This is a genomic window from Chitinophaga sp., from assembly GCF_039596135.1.
GTDB lineage: Bacteria > Bacteroidota > Bacteroidia > Chitinophagales > Chitinophagaceae > Chitinophaga.
In genome coordinates this window covers 98,095-115,869 of sequence record NZ_JBCNKH010000004.1, presented here as the reverse complement: position 1 = coordinate 115,869, position 17,775 = coordinate 98,095, and the positions used below count along the sequence as shown (strand labels likewise).

Annotated in this window: 14 protein-coding genes; 6 read left to right on the top strand and 8 right to left on the bottom strand. The window is 44.8% G+C overall.

Features of this window, described 5'->3' with window-relative positions; translation table 11 throughout:
• Positions 1-13: 13 nt before the first annotated feature.
• From ABDW16_RS04790 to ABDW16_RS04760, 7 genes are all read right to left on the bottom strand, one after another.
• Positions 14-691, bottom strand: coding sequence for a response regulator transcription factor (locus tag ABDW16_RS04790; protein WP_343668080.1), 678 nt, complete (start codon positions 689-691; stop codon positions 14-16).
• Entirely contained in the window at positions 663-1,499 is an 837-nt protein-coding gene (locus ABDW16_RS04785; protein ID WP_343668079.1) for a sensor histidine kinase, read from the bottom strand. Before ABDW16_RS04785 ends, ABDW16_RS04790 begins: the two co-directional genes overlap by 29 nt.
• Positions 1,466-2,161, bottom strand: coding sequence for a hypothetical protein (locus ABDW16_RS04780; RefSeq protein ID WP_343668078.1), 696 nt, complete (start codon positions 2,159-2,161; stop codon positions 1,466-1,468). The genes ABDW16_RS04785 and ABDW16_RS04780 overlap by 34 nt, the downstream gene beginning before the upstream one ends.
• A gap of 144 nt (positions 2,162-2,305) precedes the next feature.
• Positions 2,306-2,770 carry a hypothetical protein gene (locus ABDW16_RS04775; RefSeq protein ID WP_343668077.1) on the bottom strand — a complete coding sequence of 155 codons (465 nt, stop codon included), beginning with the start codon at positions 2,768-2,770 and terminating at the stop codon, positions 2,306-2,308.
• Between the two features lie 765 nt (positions 2,771-3,535).
• The gene (locus ABDW16_RS04770; protein WP_343668076.1) at positions 3,536-4,018 is read right to left on the bottom strand and encodes a hypothetical protein; all 483 of its coding nucleotides are present in this window, start codon (positions 4,016-4,018) and stop codon (positions 3,536-3,538) included.
• A gap of 221 nt (positions 4,019-4,239) precedes the next feature.
• Complete coding sequence (locus ABDW16_RS04765) at positions 4,240-6,549, bottom strand: GH92 family glycosyl hydrolase (RefSeq protein ID WP_343668074.1); 2,310 nt, start codon at positions 6,547-6,549, stop codon at positions 4,240-4,242.
• A gap of 91 nt (positions 6,550-6,640) precedes the next feature.
• Complete coding sequence (locus tag ABDW16_RS04760) at positions 6,641-8,317, bottom strand: SGNH/GDSL hydrolase family protein (protein ID WP_343668072.1); 1,677 nt, start codon at positions 8,315-8,317, stop codon at positions 6,641-6,643.
• A 117-nt stretch (positions 8,318-8,434) separates the two neighbouring features.
• Here ABDW16_RS04760 and proB point away from each other — a divergent pair, with 117 nt between their 5' ends.
• Both proB and ABDW16_RS04750 read left to right on the top strand, forming a co-directional pair.
• Entirely contained in the window at positions 8,435-9,469 is a 1,035-nt protein-coding gene (gene proB / locus ABDW16_RS04755; RefSeq protein WP_343668070.1) for a glutamate 5-kinase, read from the top strand.
• A 21-nt stretch (positions 9,470-9,490) separates the two neighbouring features.
• Positions 9,491-10,738, top strand: a complete 1,248-nt coding sequence (locus ABDW16_RS04750) for a glutamate-5-semialdehyde dehydrogenase (RefSeq protein WP_343668068.1) — start codon at positions 9,491-9,493, stop codon at positions 10,736-10,738.
• Here ABDW16_RS04750 and ABDW16_RS04745 read toward each other — a convergent pair.
• Entirely contained in the window at positions 10,713-13,091 is a 2,379-nt protein-coding gene (locus ABDW16_RS04745; protein ID WP_343668066.1) for a glycoside hydrolase family 9 protein, read from the bottom strand. The genes ABDW16_RS04750 and ABDW16_RS04745 overlap by 26 nt on opposite strands.
• 148 nt (positions 13,092-13,239) lie before the next feature.
• Here ABDW16_RS04745 and ABDW16_RS04740 point away from each other — a divergent pair, with 148 nt between their 5' ends.
• The 4 genes from ABDW16_RS04740 (at position 13,240) to ABDW16_RS04725 (ending at position 17,567) form a co-directional block, all read left to right on the top strand.
• On the top strand, positions 13,240-14,697 hold the full coding sequence (locus ABDW16_RS04740) for a sodium:solute symporter (protein WP_343668064.1): 1,458 nt from the start codon (positions 13,240-13,242) through the stop codon (positions 14,695-14,697).
• 1 nt (position 14,698) lies between these two features.
• Complete coding sequence (gene murQ / locus ABDW16_RS04735; protein WP_343668063.1) at positions 14,699-15,508, top strand: N-acetylmuramic acid 6-phosphate etherase; 810 nt, start codon at positions 14,699-14,701, stop codon at positions 15,506-15,508.
• Positions 15,498-16,682 (top strand): anhydro-N-acetylmuramic acid kinase, encoded by a 1,185-nt coding sequence (locus tag ABDW16_RS04730; protein WP_343668062.1) that lies wholly within the window; start codon positions 15,498-15,500, stop codon positions 16,680-16,682. Before murQ ends, ABDW16_RS04730 begins: the two co-directional genes overlap by 11 nt.
• A gap of 138 nt (positions 16,683-16,820) precedes the next feature.
• A complete protein-coding gene (locus ABDW16_RS04725) occupies positions 16,821-17,567 on the top strand; it encodes a DeoR/GlpR family DNA-binding transcription regulator (RefSeq protein ID WP_343668061.1) in 747 nt (248 codons plus the stop codon).
• Positions 17,568-17,775: the final 208 nt, after the last annotated feature.

Genomic DNA, 17,775 nt, shown 5'->3' with positions numbered 1-17,775 from the left:
GGTTATTGAATCATCAATCAGTGTTGATATCGATCAGGCCGTACCTGATGCCAAAGATCACTAAACCTACCCTGGTTTTTACTTTCAGCTTATCGCAAAGGCTGCTTTTGTAGTCGTCGATGGTGCGCGGGCTCACGAACATCTTTTGTGCAATTTCTTTGTAAGACAGTTCTGTACAGAGGTATTGCAGGAAGGTTTTTTCCTTGGGCGTGAGTTCGATTTTTTCGCTGAGCGACAGTACATCTTTTTGCAGACCGGAAATCACCTTGCCAGAGATATAATCGGGCAGGTAGAAGTCTTTTTTGATGATGGAATCAAAGGCTTCTTTCAGGTCATCTGGTTCTACATTCTTCATAATGTATCCTTTCGCACCCGATTTCAGCATTTTAATAATCACCGATTCATCGTTCAGCATGGAGAGGGCCAATACCTTGATCTGGGGAAAATGGTTATTGATCCAGGTGGCAGTCTCATATCCGTTCATACCCGGCATATTCACGTCGAGAATGAGGATATCAGGAAGCTGCATTTCCCGGTTATTGATGATTTTGATAACTTCTTCTCCGTTGTTGGCTTCAAAGAGAATGAAATAATCTGAAAAAGTGTTAATTAATCGCCCAAGGGCTTTTCTGACAAGTACATGGTCATCAGCAATGGCAACACTATATTTCGCTTTCCTGGTTATGCTCATGGAATGATTGTTTGTTTACGGGTATAGTGATTCGGATAGCAGTTCCGCTGTTCTTAGCGCTGTTGATCTGAAAGGTTCCACCAATAAGACTGGCTCTTTTACGGATGTTTCTAAGTCCGAGGCCCTTGTGCTGGTTTGAGTCTGCAAACAGGGCTTCCTGGTCAAAACCAATTCCGTTATCAGTTATTTCCAGGTCAATAAAGTCTACGTTATGTGAAAGCCTGACTTCCACTTTTGTTGCTTTGGCATGTTTTACAATGTTGTTCAGCATTTCCTGTACAATGCGAAAGACAATGATTTCTGTCTGGTGATCAAGCAGGTTCCGGATGTCTGCAAAATTAAAGGAAGTTTCGTACAAATTGGTTCGTCTAAGCCTTTCCAGTTCGAAATTGATACTTTGTCCTAAACCAACTTCCGTAATTCTGTCAGTATGCAGGCTGCGAGACAGGTCGCGCAGCTCTGTAATGGCTTTCTGCAGGGCCTTTCGGCTTTCCTCAATATATTCATGTGCTTCACTGTTATTCTCCACTGGCACAGTCAGGAGGGAGAGGGCCACGAATGTCAGGGACTGACCGATGTTGTCATGAATTTCCTGGGATAGGTGTCCAAACACGTTTTCCTGGATTTCCAGTTGTGACCGGAGTAATTCCTGTTCATAGCGCTCCTTGAGCAATCGTAACTCCTGGGCCTGCGCAAGGCGGCCTTTCTGATTCAGAATCAGCATAATGATTATGAATCCCACCAGTAATACCAGCAGGAAGATAGAAGTAAATACTACAGGGAAGATTTCCTGAAAATCAGATTGCATATAAACGAAATACTAAAGAATAAATATAGAATAATATTTATCATAATATTTGTTACATGTAGTGTAGTAAACACCAACCATGGCATATTTGAAATAAAATTCAGAATCCCGTTCAGGGGAAGACTGCATGTATAAAAGAAAAGCAGCCCGGTAGCCGTCCAGAAAGTAGGATCCTGGAGCAGGCTGTGAGGGCCCGGAAATTTAATACGTTCATAAAAATAAACGATGCAGGTAATCACCACCAGCAGGCAGCCCAGCATATATGTATACGTATTAAAGGTACCGGTACCCTGTAAAAAGAGCATATTGATGATCCCGAAAATGGGAAAGAGCACAATCGTATAACTCAGCGCCCGGATCACCTTTGGTGTGGACAGGAAGGAGCGGAGCAGGTACAACAGGTAGGGAAAGTTCAGGATGGCGTATCCATTATAATATTTCAGGTTATTCATATTATGAAGGCTGTACCACCAGGTGATCACTTCCACCGATATAGTGACAGATATATAAATGAGAAACGAGTTTAGGTAGCTGGGAGGTCTCTTTTGTAGTTTAGCCAATAAAGCAACAATGAAGCACAACAGGATCGTCATGACAATTACCGGTTGTTGATAAAGCGAAAAATGTGATAACGTTAATACGTTCAGTAGTGCACAGGACATATGAAATAGATACGATAGCTTTTAACTGTTATTGGTCGTGGTAAGTTAGCAAAAGCGCAGTAAAAATTTTTAACCGGAAAAAAAACTGCCGGATGAGTAATCCGGCAGCATAAAATGATATCTATATATAGATGGGGTATAAAATTAGATCTTGCTGGCAACAGCTGCATCGATCTTAACGCCTCTCAATTCGTTACCAGCTTGACCAATACAGGCCGGAGGGCATGGGTAACCAAAGTTGAACGCTACGATCTCAGCACCATTAGGTGTGGAAACATACAGATCTTTGTTTTCAGTTTTACCGGATTCGTTTATTTTTTGCTGAGTAGCCACGAAAACGATAGTCTGCCTGTCTTCCAGCAGAATATTTTCAGGGAAGGAAGAAGGATAAACCCCAAAATATACTCTAATACCATCAGCACCAGCAGCTTCAGCTGTTTCGATATAATGTTTGAGTTCATCCAGGCTATACCAAACACTCAGAGAATCCAATTTGCCCAGACGTTCAGAGTTAGCTTTCCATCTGTTTTCCCTGTAATTATTCCGGAGCATGGAAACATGCTTATCGTTAACAAACTGACCGGCTTTCATTATTGTAGCGGCTGACATAAGATATTATTTTAGGTTTTGAAATCTCATTGACATCATAAAACTAATTTAAAACAAATACAGTTATCACTGTAAGTTATTAATAATCATAACATTACAATGTGTATAAATTCGTAATTACTGTATAATCAGTTCATATATAATTTTATATAATGCAAAAACCGCCCTTTTATGCTCAATTTTCCTGTAAAGGCGCAGTAATTTCTGCGTTAATAACGGTGCATGTATACCGGTAATTATCGGTGAGGGTTATTTTTTTCTGCACACAGGTGGATTTTGGGATACTCCTTCGATCTGATCAGGGCTATTACGATTACACTTTAGAATGGAGATCTTGAATACCGTGATTTCACGGTGTTTGAAAGACCGTGATTCACGCAGTTTATGAATGCGCATAGGTACGTTTCGCGTTGATTCAATGCCGGTTTTTTATCCCCACGAAATCGTAAAACTGAGACTGTTTATCAGTAATTTATCCACCAAAAACCCTCTACCAGCATGACTGACAGGCATTTTGCCCATTGCGTGTTTATTCGGATGTTATAACAGTTAATCCAAACATAACAAATGCAAGTAACATATTCGTCCATCAAACATGCTACGTCAACTTTATTTTTAATAATATTGAGCAGGCAATTAGCCTGAATGCTGATTTAAAATATTGTACCCTTTGAAAACCCTAAATTGTATTGTCCCCCCCAAAGTACCATAACTGGCCTGCTTTTTAGCAGGCCTTTTCTTTTCCCGCAATTTATCTGCAACTGTTCATACCCTTTTTACACCCTGTACACCATACTCCTTTAGCGCTGCCATATCATACAGAAAGCGAAACGCAATCACCGTTTCCAACACCCCATTGGATGTTTGCAGCGTGATTTCAGTGTCACTGTCTGTCACCCAGTTATTGGGGGTAGCAGGCTCGCCGTATAAATGACTCAGCCGCGCAGCCAGCTGAAAACCAGGATGATCCGGATAAATAAACAACCTGTTGATAAAGCCGTTTTCATTCACACCTGCAAAGAGGTGACTCAGGGCAATACCACTGTCTTTGTGCTCAATTGTACATTTAATAGGTCTGTTGAATACATGGTAAAGACTGGCATGTGGAGTGACTGAAAAATGATGTTTGCCAGTATAAAGGTTAAAAGGTAACATGCCTGGAATATGTCCCGGCTTTCGGCCCAGCTGGATGTCGCCGACACCCAGGTTATGCAGCCTGAATTGATTTGGTTGAGAGGCGGATTTCATATGTGCAGGGTTCGTTATCATAAATTTACGAAATCCTTTTATCATGAGTACACCCTGCAAAACTTCAGCAAAGCTATAGTGAAGCTTCACTGCTTCTTCGACGCTTATTCGACACTAAAAGGGCACCTCAATATCCCCTGGGATATTGAGGTGCCCTTTTAGTGCCCTTTTGGTACTATGGTAGCATTAAGGCTATACTATAGCTATACTATTGCTATAACCTACTTCTTAGGCTTCGCCCCCATATAAAACACCAGCTTACCCCCATTCATAATATCGGCATGTGTAATGGAATTACTCACTACCGGCTTCCCATTCAGTACCACCTTCTGCACATACACATTCGTTTCACTCTGATCAGGCGCCTCTACTGTAAAGGTTTTCCCGTTTTCCAGCTGCAACACTGCACGCTTCACCGCCGGACTACCCAAAATATACTCAGTAGAACCCGGACAAACCGGGTAGAACCCCAGGGAAGTAAAAATGTACCACGCACTCATCTGACCACAGTCATCATTACCACCCAAACCATCAGCCGCCGGCTTATACATCTTCTTCAATATCATCCGCACCCGCTCCTGCGTCTTCCAGGGTTCACCCGTCCAGTTATACAGGTACGCCGCATGGTGAGAAGGCTCATTTCCATGCACATAGTTACCAATTATACCATCCCTGGTAATATCCTCCGTCTCGGCAAAGAACTCATCCGGCAGGTGCATGGTAAACAATGAATCCAGGTGCCGGGAGAATGCTTTCTTATCCCCACGCAATGCAATCATAGCTGCAGGATACTGCGGTACATACAGGCTATAGTTCCACGCATTGCCTTCAATGAAACCCTGGTTATCGGTTTTCAATGGATCAAACTCCTTCCTGAAATTGCCATCGCTCAAACGAGGGCGCATATATCCTGTAGATGGATCATACACATTCTTATAATTCTCAGAACGCCTGATGAACTCAGCATAAATATCATCCCTGTGCAGCTTCCTGGCCAGCTGTGCTATGCACCAGTCGTCATACGCATATTCCAGCGTCTTGGATACAGAAGCCCCACTCTTATCTTCAGGTACATACCCGTTATCCATATAATAACCCAAACCATCATAGGTACGATGGCGTGCTGTGGTCACACAGGCATCCAGTGCCTTATTCGCATCAAAAGGTGCATTGCCTTTCGTAATCGCATCTACGATCACCGATACACTGTGATAACCCGTCATACACCAGTTCTCATTGGCATAATGTGACCATACCGGTAGCATATGCTGTGCACTCTGATCAAAATGTGCCAGCATGCTCTGTGCCATATCCGCATTGCGTTTTGGCTGAATGATATTGAACAGGGGATGCAATGCCCGATACGTATCCCAGAGGGAGAAGGTCGTATAGTTCGTAAAATCCTTTGCCTGGTGAATGTTCTGGTCTAACCCACGATAGTTGCCATCTACATCCATATAAGTGGTAGGACTGATGAATGCATGGTACATGGCTGTATAGAAGTTCACCATCTCATCGTCATTCAGCAGCTGCGCATCGATCTTATGCAGTTCTTTGTTCCACAATGCCTGGCCATCCTGTTTTACTTTTTCAAAATCCCATCCCGGTGCTTCTTCTCGCAGGTTCTTCAGTGCACCTTCAGTGCTCACAGGCGATAATGCAAACTTGATTTTTACCTTTTCACCGGCAGCTACCTTAAAGTCAAAGTAAGCGCGGATCTGTCTTCCCGCCATTTCAGGGAAGTTATGGTTCGTGTCAAATTTTCGCCAGAAACCCCTGTACACATCATTCGCCTGGTTCTGATGACCATACTGGTAGAAGGGTTTGGAAAACGACATGGCAAAGTATTCAATACGTGTTCTTGCCCAGCCATTCGTCTGGCGGTAGCCTGTAATGAGTGTATCGTTTTCCACCCTTACAAAAGTCCACACGTTCTTGTTAGTATAGTTATAAATACCCGCCATCAGGTCCAGAATAATATGTGCCTGATCAGTGGCTTCGGCAAAAGTATATTGGTGAAAACCCACCCTGTTGGTAGCTGTCAGTTCGGCTGTGATATTGTATTTATCCAGCTTTACCTTGTAATAATCGGCAGCGGCGGTTTCATTGTCATGCGAGAAAGTACTGCGGTAGCCAGTCTCCGGGTGATCTGCTGTACCCGGGTTCAGGTGCAGCTGGCCGGTAGTCGGCATAATGAGAAAGTCACCCAGGTCAGAGTGGCCGGTGCCGCTAAAGTGGGTATGACTAAATCCACAGATAGTCTTGTCCGAATACTGATAACCCGCGCAATACTTATACACATCCGGGTTATATTTTCCATTCATTTCGTAAGGAATGGTATCCGTATCAGGGCTTAGTTGTACCATGCCAAAAGGCACAGTAGCCCCGGGATACACATGTCCCATTTTGGCAGTACCAATAATTGGTTTCACATAACGGGTCAGGTCTTTTTCCTGTGCCTGTGAAGATTCCTTAGCAAAGAGCGTAACAGCGGTCAACATTGTAAGGTGAAAAGCAAAACGTGCACCCATTGTATATATTGATTTTTAAGCGTTGTAAAGTACAGGCACAGTTCAAAACACGTGTCACAGTTGGGTCAAAGAGTTTAAATGAATTTTAAATCTATTGCAGATAGCGCTTCAGGTACTCAGCCAGTTTGCTGTACCCGGTGCTGTTTGGATGCAATCCATCTGTGAACAGTTGGCTGTCAGGTACGCCCTGGTTATCCAGCAGTACCACTCCCGGATCTATAAATTGTACCTGTTGCATACCCGCCATTTGCCGGATGCCTTTATTAATCTTCGCCACTCTATCAGCCATATTGGTGCGTGGCAGTATGCCTGCCAGCAGGATTTCCGCCTTCGGTTGCCTTTCCCTGATGGCCATCACCAGTTGTTGTAATCCTGCTATGATTTCGGCATCTGTGTTCATTTGCAGGTTATTGGTGCCTATCATGATGAGTATTTTCTTTGCTTCAAAGCCATCCAGTTCATCGTGGTACACTCTCCATAGTACATTTTCGACCCTGTCCCATCCAAAACCCATATTTCGGGCGCCTGCAGGCCAGGAATCTGTACCTCTTGCTATAGGGCCGGCAGGTGTTCCGCCCCAGAAGTGGGTAATGGAATTGCCCAGTATTACAATTTTGGGTGGGTCTTTTTTGTTCATAGTCAGCAGGGTATTGTGGCGAAGATCCCAGTCATACCGAATCAGTTCCCGGTATTGGCGGCAGGGGATAGTGGTGTTGATATTGCCAATGGGCTCATGAAAAATCTGGCGCAATATCCCCGCATAAGCATTGGCATATTGTTGCATACCAATATCGTTGGGATGAGTACCATCTACCGTACTTTCTATACCCAGGCCCAGTTGTTCGGCAGGGAGCAGGTATAACTGTTTTACTCCTTGCTGCAGCAGGCGGGCGTAAGCATTTTCCAGGGCATCATTCCCGCTGGTTTTCCCATGTTCTGCTAATAAAATGGGTGTAGTGGGCCTTGCTTTCCTGATTTGTTCAACGGCGGCAATTACCTTTGCAAAAATCTCGCTATAGGGAAGACCGGAAATATTTGGCAGGCAATCCAACACATATACCTTCGCATCAATATCTGTTAATAACTCCGTTACAGGCGGATCCAGTTTCCCATTTCCGGCAAAACCGAGATTGATCACCGGCCTGTCCATCATCCTGTCCAGTTGATTGGCCCACGCCAGTCCCGGGCGGGAGGCACAGGCACCCTGTGCGATAGAAGTGCCATAAACAACAATGGGTTTTTCCTGTCTCAGGGGTAAAAAATGAATACTGTCACTACCCGTAGTCCCTATTTCCAGCCACTTGACGCCGTTGTAAAGCGGCCAGTACAGCCGGTATTCACCCACATCCTTGCTCATACCTGAAAAACGATAGGTAATCGTATCTCCGAAATTATATTTCCCCGCGCTCCATTTCCATTCCCCATTTGGATCTATACTATACAGATCCACACCACTGGCTCCGGTAGCTGGCATGTGTGGCATTTCCTGTTTACCGGTTACAACATACCTCACTATAATATCGGGTGCCGAAGTACGAAAACGCACAGAGAGCCCGGCACTCATCCGGGATAAGGTCCAGACTTTAGGTGGCACTGTTTTCTCCGCTTTGGCGGGTAATCTGTCATATTTGGCGGCAACCGGAAAAGCCTGACCTTCAATTTGAGCAGGCGTATACCAGTGCAAGGTATCCTGTTGAGCATGGGCACTGCCACCGATCAGGCTGATAATCGCCAGCAGGGCTAACTTAGGAATTCTACAGTTTTTCATATGTTTCATTTTTTGGGTGGCTGCAGGCCGAAACCCTTCTTAGACGTGGCAATAAAAATACTTTTTTAAAATATACTCAGCATTTTCAATAATTTTGGCAACAAATTTTTTGGGACAGTGACTAAACCGATACTCGTAATTAAATTTGGATCAGCTTCTATCACGCGCGATAGCGGGGAGCTGGATGAGACGATCATAGCTTCAATAGCCCGTCAGGTGGCAGAATTACAGGAGCAGTACAATATCGTGTTAGTTTCTTCAGGAGCAGTAGCTGCAGGTAAAAAATTTCTGCACGAATACACTGGCACTATTAGCGAGCGCAAAGCGGCGGCTGCCATTGGCAACCCCTTGCTGCTCAGCAAATATGCCCGTTATTTCTCTCCGTACAACATCGCCATTGCCCAAAGTCTCTGCGAACGCCGTCACTTCAGTAACAGGCAACAGTTCCTGCAACTGAAAAAAACGTACGAAGAGCTGTGGGCCAGCAATGTAATCCCGGTGGCAAATGAAAATGACGTAGTGAGCGACCTGGAATTGAAATTTTCTGACAACGATGAACTGGCTACCCTGATCGCCGTAGGCTTTGGCGCTTCTTTGCTGTTATTCAGTACTTCCGTAGGCGGATTGCTGGATAAAGATGGAAAGGTAGTCCCGGAAATCCCGGAAATAAACGAGTCAATATTATCACTGGCAGATACAAAGAAATCATCAGTAGGCCTTGGTGGCATGGTATCCAAACTGACTTTTGCCCGCCTGGCCACCAGGATGGGAATCAAAGTAGTCATCTTTGGTATCCATACTACCGATGGCATCCTCAATGCAATAGCTGGTAAAACAGGTACACTTTGCTTACCACAGGAATGCAGCATGCCCGCCAGAAGAAAATGGCTGGCCAGCGGTAGCCTGGTTACGGGCAGGGTACTGGTGGATGCCGGCGCACTGACTGCCTTGCAAAAAAGACGTAGCCTGCTGGCAGTAGGTGTGCTATCTGTGCTGGAAAAGTTTGAAGGAGGAGAGGTGTTTGAAGTAGTAGACGAAGAGCACAATGTAATTGCCGTGGCACGCGCCAAAATATCTTCTGAATTATTGTCGGAAGATAATAAACTACATGACCTTGAGATTGCTCATGCAGACGATATCGTACTGCTGTAGGCAATTGAAAAAGAAATTACAATGCAGCATATACATCAGATGCTGGTAGATGCAAGACAGGCTACCAGTGCTATAAAGTCACTGGCCGATGAGCAGAAGCAGCAACTGCTGCGCCGTTTGGCCGTGCAAATCACTGCGCACATGGCTACTATTGTAGCTGAAAATAAGAAGGACCTGGATAAGATGTCTGACGAAGACCCCAAGAAAGATCGCTTATTGCTCAATGAAGCGCGTATACAGCAACTTGCCGATAGCCTCCATGAAATAGCTGCCTTACCCGATCCGGCCAATGAACTGGTGTTGGAGCGCACGCTGGCTAATGGCCTCAATGTGCAAAAACGTACCGTACCATTGGGCGTGGTTGGCGTAATCTATGAATCCAGGCCTAATGTTACGATCGATGTAGCGGCGCTCTGTATCCGTTCCGGGAATGTGTGTGTATTAAGAGGTGGTTCCGATGCTTTTCATACCAATACCATTTTGGTCAAGATCATCCAGGACGTACTGAAGGAATTTAACGTCAGTGTACACGCTGTACAATTACTGCCGGTAGATCGCTCCCTCATAGGCGAGATGCTCACCGCAGTAAAATATATCGATATCATCATTCCAAGAGGCTCCCAGCAGCTGATTGAGTATGTACGTGCAAATTCTAAAGTGCCAGTAATCGAAACCGGTGCAGGTGTATGCCATACCTATGTAGAAGCAACAGCCGATCTGGAAAAGGCCAGCAGGATCGTGACCAATGCAAAGGTGACCCGTCCATCCGTATGTAATTCACTGGATACGGTATTGGTAGATCAGCAGGTGGTAGCAGGGTTATTGCAACTATTAGCACCATCACTGGCGGAGTATAATGTAGAGATCTTTGCAGATGAACAATCTTACAATATTTTAAAAAGTTTATCCTATCCTCATTTACAACATGCAGCACCCGAAGATTTTGGACGTGAGTTCCTCGACTTTAAGTGCTCCATCAAAGTGGTAAATGGTGTAGATGAGGCCCTGCAACACATCCAGGAATATTCTTCCAAACACTCCGAAGCCATCGTATCCGGCGATGCGGCCATCAGTGAACGGTTCCTGAATGAAGTAGATGCAGCAGCGGTGTATGTGAATGCCAGCACCCGTTTCACAGACGGTGGTGTATTCGGCCTCGGTGCAGAGATTGGGATCTCTACACAAAAACTCCATGCCCGTGGACCTTTCGCACTGGAAAAGCTGGTGACAGAAAAATGGTTCATCAGGGGAGACGGCCAGGTTCGTTAATTTTCCGGAAGGTATAGCCTTCTTTTTTCAATAAGGTGATCAGCTCACCCAGATGATCATACAATTTATCTTTACGCCGGGGATCAGTGCCTGCATGAATCAGCAGGATCACACCATTCAATCCACCCCTGAACTGAGAAATGGATTGGAGAATAGCCGCACTGCTTTTATATGCAGCGCCCATTTCCGGATAGGTATAATCAGCATTGCTGCCTGTACCCGGCGTAAAGTTTACTATTTGTAATCCCATATCAGCAGCCCAATCTGCAATTGTATTGTTCCACCATTCATAAGGAGGAATAAAATATCGTACAATAGAAGTATCTACTCCTGCCCGTGACATCTTAGACAAACACTGCAACATATCATCCCGAAATTGAACCTGTGTCACCAATGTACTATCCCTCTTTTTCCAATCACAATACAACAGGTGTTGATCAGAATGTGGTCCTAAATAATGTCCCTGTTTAATCAATGCACGCACATCATGCCGCTCATAAAACCTGCCTGTAAAAAAGAACGATGCCTTTACATTTTGCTGCTGCAATACGTGTGTAATCGTAGGCAGGCCATCTGCAAATTCATCGGCAGTAAATACCAATGATATTTCTTTTTTAGTGCTATCCGTTCTCACAATGCCTTTCAGTGCACTTTCCTGCGCTGCCAATAAATAAATCAGCACTGCGGTTCCATCCATCGTAGGTTCATTCGTACTATAATCACCAAAGTCATCATGGTACACAGCCAGATCACTCTGAAAAGGTGCATACTCATCTTCATTCTGTAATTGAATACCGATCAGACCCTTGTAAATACTGGTATATACAGGCCCATCTACCAGTCCGCCGTCAATAGGATACTGTTTCAGATGTGAAAAAGAAGAATGCGGATCAGCGGGAGTATCCCCATTTGCCGGCAGGCCATACACCATAGAAGTACCCCAGGGGTTACATCCAAATAACCAGTCAAAACATGCCTGTTCCAGTGGCAGATAAGTATTATCACCACTGAGTTGCCTGTACCAGTAACATTGAATTGTAAAAGCCGTCGTTAAATTATTACTGCACCAGATAAAGGGAATTGCGCGATAAAAAGCATTGTGATTTGCTTTGCGCCAAACACGTTCAATACCCTCTTTATAAAATTGAATGAGGCTATCTCTTTGTGCACCCTTCAATTGTTTTGCCAGTTCGTAGTGACCGGGATTGATAAAAGGATACCATTGATAATGCCGGGCAGTATCTTTACCTAACCAGGGTGTAACCGGCTCCTGTCTTGCAAAAGCCATCGCTTCCGCAGGTTTTGACAACATGGCTGCCGCCAGTTCCATATCATCCACATAATTATCTTCCTCATAAAAATAAGGGGATCGACCGGGCGCCGTCTGGCACACACCGGGATATTTCAAACCTAACTGGTAAGCAGCCAGCGCTTTATCCCGCATCAAAGCAGAGGAAAACAATTGCGATCCCAATGCAAAGCAACTGGCAAACTTACCAGCAGTAGAAGCTATGCCTGTAGCCCTGTTCTTATACTTCAGCAATCCCTGTGGTTGTCCGGAACAGAAGTACACAGGGCGTTCCAGTCCATGCTGGTAAAAGTTCGTATCCTGTTTGGGTAAGCGCATTCCCTGGTGATCCCTGTCGTCGCCGATCTGGTTGAACATCCAGTCATCTGCAGGGTACATTTTCAATAACCAGTCCAGTCCCCACTTCGCCTCATCCATGGCATCAGAGAAGCCATTACTGCCACTTAAACCATTCGCCTGCACAGTGTCTCCAAATACGTTGGGAAAGTCTCTGCAAGCGGCTAATAAGTGGTAAGTGGCGTTGGCCGAAGTAGTAGCATATTGCAAATAATCTGTGGCATCATGCCAGCCACCAGATACCTGTACAAACGTATCCCTGGGTGCATACACCGTAAACCCGTCATGGGTATGACAGCTATCTTTCAAAAACGGGTTGAACCCGCTCCTTTGCTGCCGCATATATCGCAGGCAAAACTCGGCCGCACCCCCATACACCGAATCACTAATCACAAATTGTGGTGACCGGGTATCGCCTGTCTGTATATAATATAGCCCTGCCCGCTGCAGGGGGGAGAAATCCAGCCTGCATGTCTGAGCAAACGGACCGTACGCCCCTGCGGCTTTTCCGGCAGCATGCCTGTACACCACTTTTTGAGAATGCACCTCCACTACCTCAAAAAATTTTAATGTATCTTGGCCTTTACTGCACCAAACGGCTACTTTCATCCCTGCAGGCCGGTACCCGAGTTGATTAATACGGATCCAGCCGGCAGTGGCCGAATGATGTAAAAGCAGCAGTAGCAATAGTATGGATAGTTTTTTCATACACTTATCTTTGTCTGTGGAATCAGGATGAATGTAAATTTATTCGTCTTTTTGCATATTATTTTAGTTTTTTTGCGTTTTTCTCTGTAAGTTTATTTGCGGGAATGCGTTTTTATGCGGTTTTATCTGCCAAAATTGAATATCGGTTATGTCACCAGTGCTTTTATTTTCAATTGTTGTCGTCTATTTTATTGTCTTATTGGTAGTAGCCTGGTACACCGGCCGTAATTCCAGTAACGAATCTTTTTTTATTGGTAACCGCAACAGTAACTGGATGTTGGTTGCCTTTGGTATGATTGGTACCTCCCTCAGTGGTGTCACTTTTGTCAGTGTACCTGGGGATGTCGCTAAGAATTCCTTCTCCTATTTCCAGGTCACCATTGGTTACCTCATAGGTTACCTGGTCATTGCTTTTGTACTGTTGCCTTTGTATTACAGGTTAAAGCTCACTTCTATTTACAATTACCTGGCCACCCGTTTTGGCGTGGCTTCTTACAAAACAGGTGCTTCCTTCTTTATATTATCCAGAACACTGGGGGCTACTGCAAGGTTGTACCTGGTGGTGAATATCCTGCAGGAGGCTATCATGAACCAGTTCGGTGTGCCATTCTGGGTGACCACGCTGGTGATCCTGCTCATGATCTTACTCTACACTTTCGAAGGCGGGGTAAAGACCATCGTCTATACAGATACTTTGCAAACCACCTGCATGTTGCTGGGGTTGGTGCTTTGTACCATCTACATCCTGCACAGTATGGATATCAGCATGGGTGAAAGTATCAACAGGATGTCGCAGCAGGGCATGACCCGGATTTTCTTTGGTGATCCAAATAGTAAACTGTTCTTCCTGAAACAGATCCTGGGGGGTGCATTCATCACCATCACCATGACAGGTATGGACCAGGAAATGATGCAGAAAAACATCTCTGTAAAAACACTGAAAGATGCACAGAAGAATGTGGTAACACTGTCTCTCATCCTGATGGTGGTATTGTTATTATTCCTCTTCTTAGGAGGTTTATTATACCTGTATGCAGAGCAGGTGCATGTAGATGTAAAGGGCGATAAACTGTTTCCTGTACTGGCATTGAACCATATGCCTGCATATATGTCTATCATCTTTATCGTGGCATTGATCTCTGCCTTATTCCCAAGTGCAGATGGTGCGATTACGGCATTGACATCTTCTTACTGTATAGATATCCTGGGTATCAACCGGAATGCTGATCTGTCTGAGAAACAACGAAAATCAACCCGGCAGCGTGTGCACCTGGTATTCACATTTATCTTCCTGCTGTTCGTACTCCTCTTCAAGTGGATCAGCAGTGCCAGTATGATCGGTGTGATCCTTACGGTAGCTAGTTATACATACGGTCCGCTGCTGGGATTATTCTCCTTTGGTATACTCACGAAGCGCCGGGTCGATGACAAGGCTGTGCCTGTTATTGCCGTCGTGGCACCATTGGTTTGTTTGTTACTGGATACTTACCAATCAGCATTACTGGGCGAATTTAAAATAGGTTTGGAGCTATTACTGATAAACGGTCTCCTTATGTTCGCCGGCTTATGGATCAATTCAAAACCCGCAGAAAAAACACTTTTATAATATGCTTATTACTGAAATGTCTTCCCGTTTTAACAACCTGGAAAAGATGAGCGTAAAAGCCATCCTGGAAGGGATAAACAGTGAAGACGCTACTGTGCCGCAGGCAGTCGCAAAGTCGCTGCCACAAATAGAGCAGCTGGTAACGGCTACTGTAGAACGGATGAAAAAAGGAGGGCGCCTTTTTTATATCGGCGCAGGTACCAGTGGTCGTCTTGGTATACTGGATGCATCAGAATGTCCGCCCACATTTGGAGTAGGTTTTGATCTGGTAATCGGGTTGATAGCAGGTGGTGATACGGCCATCCGCAAAGCAGTAGAATTTGCAGAAGATGATCAGGAACAGGCAGCAAAAGACCTGGATGCTTATCACATCAATGAAAATGATGTAGTGATCGGTATTGCGGCATCAGGTACTACTCCTTATGTAATAGCCGGTGTACAGCAAATGCGGGCAAGAGGCATTGTAACGGGTTGTATCACCTGCAATGTTAACAGTCCGCTGGCTGCAGCTGTGGAATTCCCGGTGGAAGTACCTGTAGGTGCCGAATTCCTGACAGGTAGTACACGTATGAAAGCCGGTACTGCGCAAAAGCTGGTATTGAATATGATCTCTACCACCGTCATGATACAACTGGGCAGGGTAAAAGGAAATAAAATGGTGGACATGCAACTGAGCAATCATAAACTGATAGACAGGGGCATCAGGATGGTGATGAGTGAACTGGCAGTAGACCAGGAAAAAGCAAAACAACTGATAGCAAAATATGGCAGTGTAAGAGCCGCCATTGAAAGCAAGATGCATGAACAGTAATTTACAACGACTCTTTACCATCGCACAAAAGCCGGTAAGACGGGTTATTGGCCTGATGTCGGGTACATCGCTCGATGGACTGGATGTGGCTTTGTGCGCTATCAGTGGCAGTGGTATGGATACAAAAGTAGTGCTGGAACAATTTGAAACAGTACCGTATCCACCCGCAGTGAAAGATGAAATCCGCAAAATATTCGCAAAGGAAACCATCTCCTTTCAGCAGCTTTGCCTGCTCCATCCATGGATTGCAAACCATCATGCAGCCTGGATCTTACAATGTTTACAAAAATGGAATATAGATCCGTCAGCAGTCGATTTGATTGCATCGCACGGACAGACAGTATATCATAGTCCCAGGATTTTGCACCAGCAGGCTGCATTCCCAAATGCTACTTTGCAGATCGGGGATGGTGATCACATTGCTGTAAAAACAGGCATCATTACCCTGAGTGATTTTCGCCAAAAGCATATTGCAGCAGGAGGAGAGGGGGCACCACTTGCCTTGTACGGCGATTACTGCTTATTCTCCCAACAGGGCGAAGACAGGATCATGCTGAATATGGGGGGTATTGCAAACTTCACATTCCTGCCCGGATCGCTGGATGCAAAGGCGGTATTCGTTACAGATACAGGACCTGGCAATACCTTGCTGGATGCCTTTGCCCGTCATTACTTCCAGGTGGAATATGATGCAGATGCACAATTTGCAAAACAGGGAACAGTGAATGAAAAGTTATTGAATGCCCTGAAAGAAAACTCCTTTTTCAAAGAAGGATTTCCCCGTACCACAGGCCCTGAATTGTTCAATAAGGAATATGTATGGAAGGCGCTGGCCGGAGCCGATATCAACCCATTTGATATGATGGCTACACTCACCCGCTTCAGTGCAGATACGATTACAGATGCATTGCTGAGTGTACTGGATGCCAACAAATCGTACGCAGTATACATGAGTGGCGGCGGTGCACACAATCCATTATTAGTTGAGTTGATCAAAGCCCGCATGCCACATTTAAAAATAAAAACCACCAGTGAACTCGGAATAGCCGGCGATGCGAAAGAAGCGGTTTTATTTGCTATCTTGGCAAATGAAGCGGTAATGGGAGAAGGAATCAATTTCGGAAAGCCCGGAATGCCCGCCATCACTATGGGAAAGTACTCGTTTCCTGCATAAACCGGCAGGTTTTTCAAAAATAATGGCGGGAACCAGCAAAAAAATGCGGATTTATATTTGGATTTGTGCGTTTTTTTGCTGAATTTCAATTCCAGATCGCACCAAATTATTTTTTTCAACCAAACTAATCATAGGGGGATGCTAAAAGAAGAACGTCACGCCTATATACTTCACCAGGTGAATTTACATAACAAGGTGCTGTCTTCACATCTGAGTGAACAGATCCAGGTATCTGAAGATACAATCCGCAGGGACCTGGCAGAACTGGCGCAGGAAGGTAAGATCATCAAAGTACATGGTGGCGCATTATCAAATTCTTTTCATCTCGGTATCACTTCTCAGGATGTATATGCTGTAGAAGATAAAAAGACCATTGCGTTAAAGGCCGTACAGCTCATACAGGATGGTATGTTTGTATTGACGACAGGTGGTACCACCATTGCAGAACTGGCACGTATGCTGCCCAAAGACCTGCAGGCCACCTTTATCACGGTAAGCTTACCGGCAGCTTTTGAATATGCCAACCATCCCAACATCGAAGTTATCGTGATAGGAGATAAGCTGGCAAAAGGTTCCAAGATCACAGTAGGAGGAGAGGCGATATCGAAAATCAAAATGATCAAAGCAGACCTCTGTTTCCTTGGAAACAATGCAATGGATGCCAGTGACGGTCTTACAGACAATGACTGGGAAGTGGTACAGGTAAAACGCGCTATGATCAGTACCTCCAAAAAGGTTGTCGTATTATCCATTTCGGAAAAACTGGATGCTGCAGAACAACTGAAGATCTGCGATGTGGAAGAAATAGATATTCTCATCACAGAACTGCCACCGAATTCCAAAAAACTACAGCCTTACAAAAAGAAAGGTATACAGATACTATAGTACAAGTTGTGAATAAACTACGGGTAGCATAGCTGCCCCGGAATCAAAATCGTCGTTCAGTATGGAAGCTACGCGCTAAGGAAATCAGTAATTCATTTTGCAGGATCGTTGTCGTAAACAGTGAAAAGTGTATCGCCTGAAAATTGGCGAGGGGAAACTATTGCCATCAACCAACAACCTGTAATCAAATTTTAAACAAAAAAAACAT

Excerpts from the sequence above, each read along its gene's own strand:
- ABDW16_RS04790 (WP_343668080.1), bottom strand. The coding sequence starts at position 691 with ATGAGCATAACCAGGAAAGCGAAATATAGTGTTGCCATTGCTGATGAC.
- ABDW16_RS04785 (WP_343668079.1), bottom strand. The coding sequence starts at position 1,499 with ATGCAATCTGATTTTCAGGAAATCTTCCCTGTAGTATTTACTTCTATC.
- ABDW16_RS04780 (WP_343668078.1), bottom strand. The coding sequence starts at position 2,161 with ATGTCCTGTGCACTACTGAACGTATTAACGTTATCACATTTTTCGCTT.
- ABDW16_RS04775 (WP_343668077.1), bottom strand. The coding sequence starts at position 2,770 with ATGTCAGCCGCTACAATAATGAAAGCCGGTCAGTTTGTTAACGATAAG.
- ABDW16_RS04770 (WP_343668076.1), bottom strand. The coding sequence starts at position 4,018 with ATGAAATCCGCCTCTCAACCAAATCAATTCAGGCTGCATAACCTGGGT.
- ABDW16_RS04765 (WP_343668074.1), bottom strand. The coding sequence starts at position 6,549 with ATGGGTGCACGTTTTGCTTTTCACCTTACAATGTTGACCGCTGTTACG.
- ABDW16_RS04760 (WP_343668072.1), bottom strand. The coding sequence starts at position 8,317 with ATGAAAAACTGTAGAATTCCTAAGTTAGCCCTGCTGGCGATTATCAGC.
- ABDW16_RS04750 (WP_343668068.1), top strand. The coding sequence starts at position 9,491 with ATGCAGCATATACATCAGATGCTGGTAGATGCAAGACAGGCTACCAGT.
- ABDW16_RS04745 (WP_343668066.1), bottom strand. The coding sequence starts at position 13,091 with ATGAAAAAACTATCCATACTATTGCTACTGCTGCTTTTACATCATTCG.
- ABDW16_RS04740 (WP_343668064.1), top strand. The coding sequence starts at position 13,240 with ATGTCACCAGTGCTTTTATTTTCAATTGTTGTCGTCTATTTTATTGTC.
- murQ (WP_343668063.1), top strand. The coding sequence starts at position 14,699 with ATGCTTATTACTGAAATGTCTTCCCGTTTTAACAACCTGGAAAAGATG.
- ABDW16_RS04730 (WP_343668062.1), top strand. The coding sequence starts at position 15,498 with ATGAACAGTAATTTACAACGACTCTTTACCATCGCACAAAAGCCGGTA.
- ABDW16_RS04725 (WP_343668061.1), top strand. The coding sequence starts at position 16,821 with ATGCTAAAAGAAGAACGTCACGCCTATATACTTCACCAGGTGAATTTA.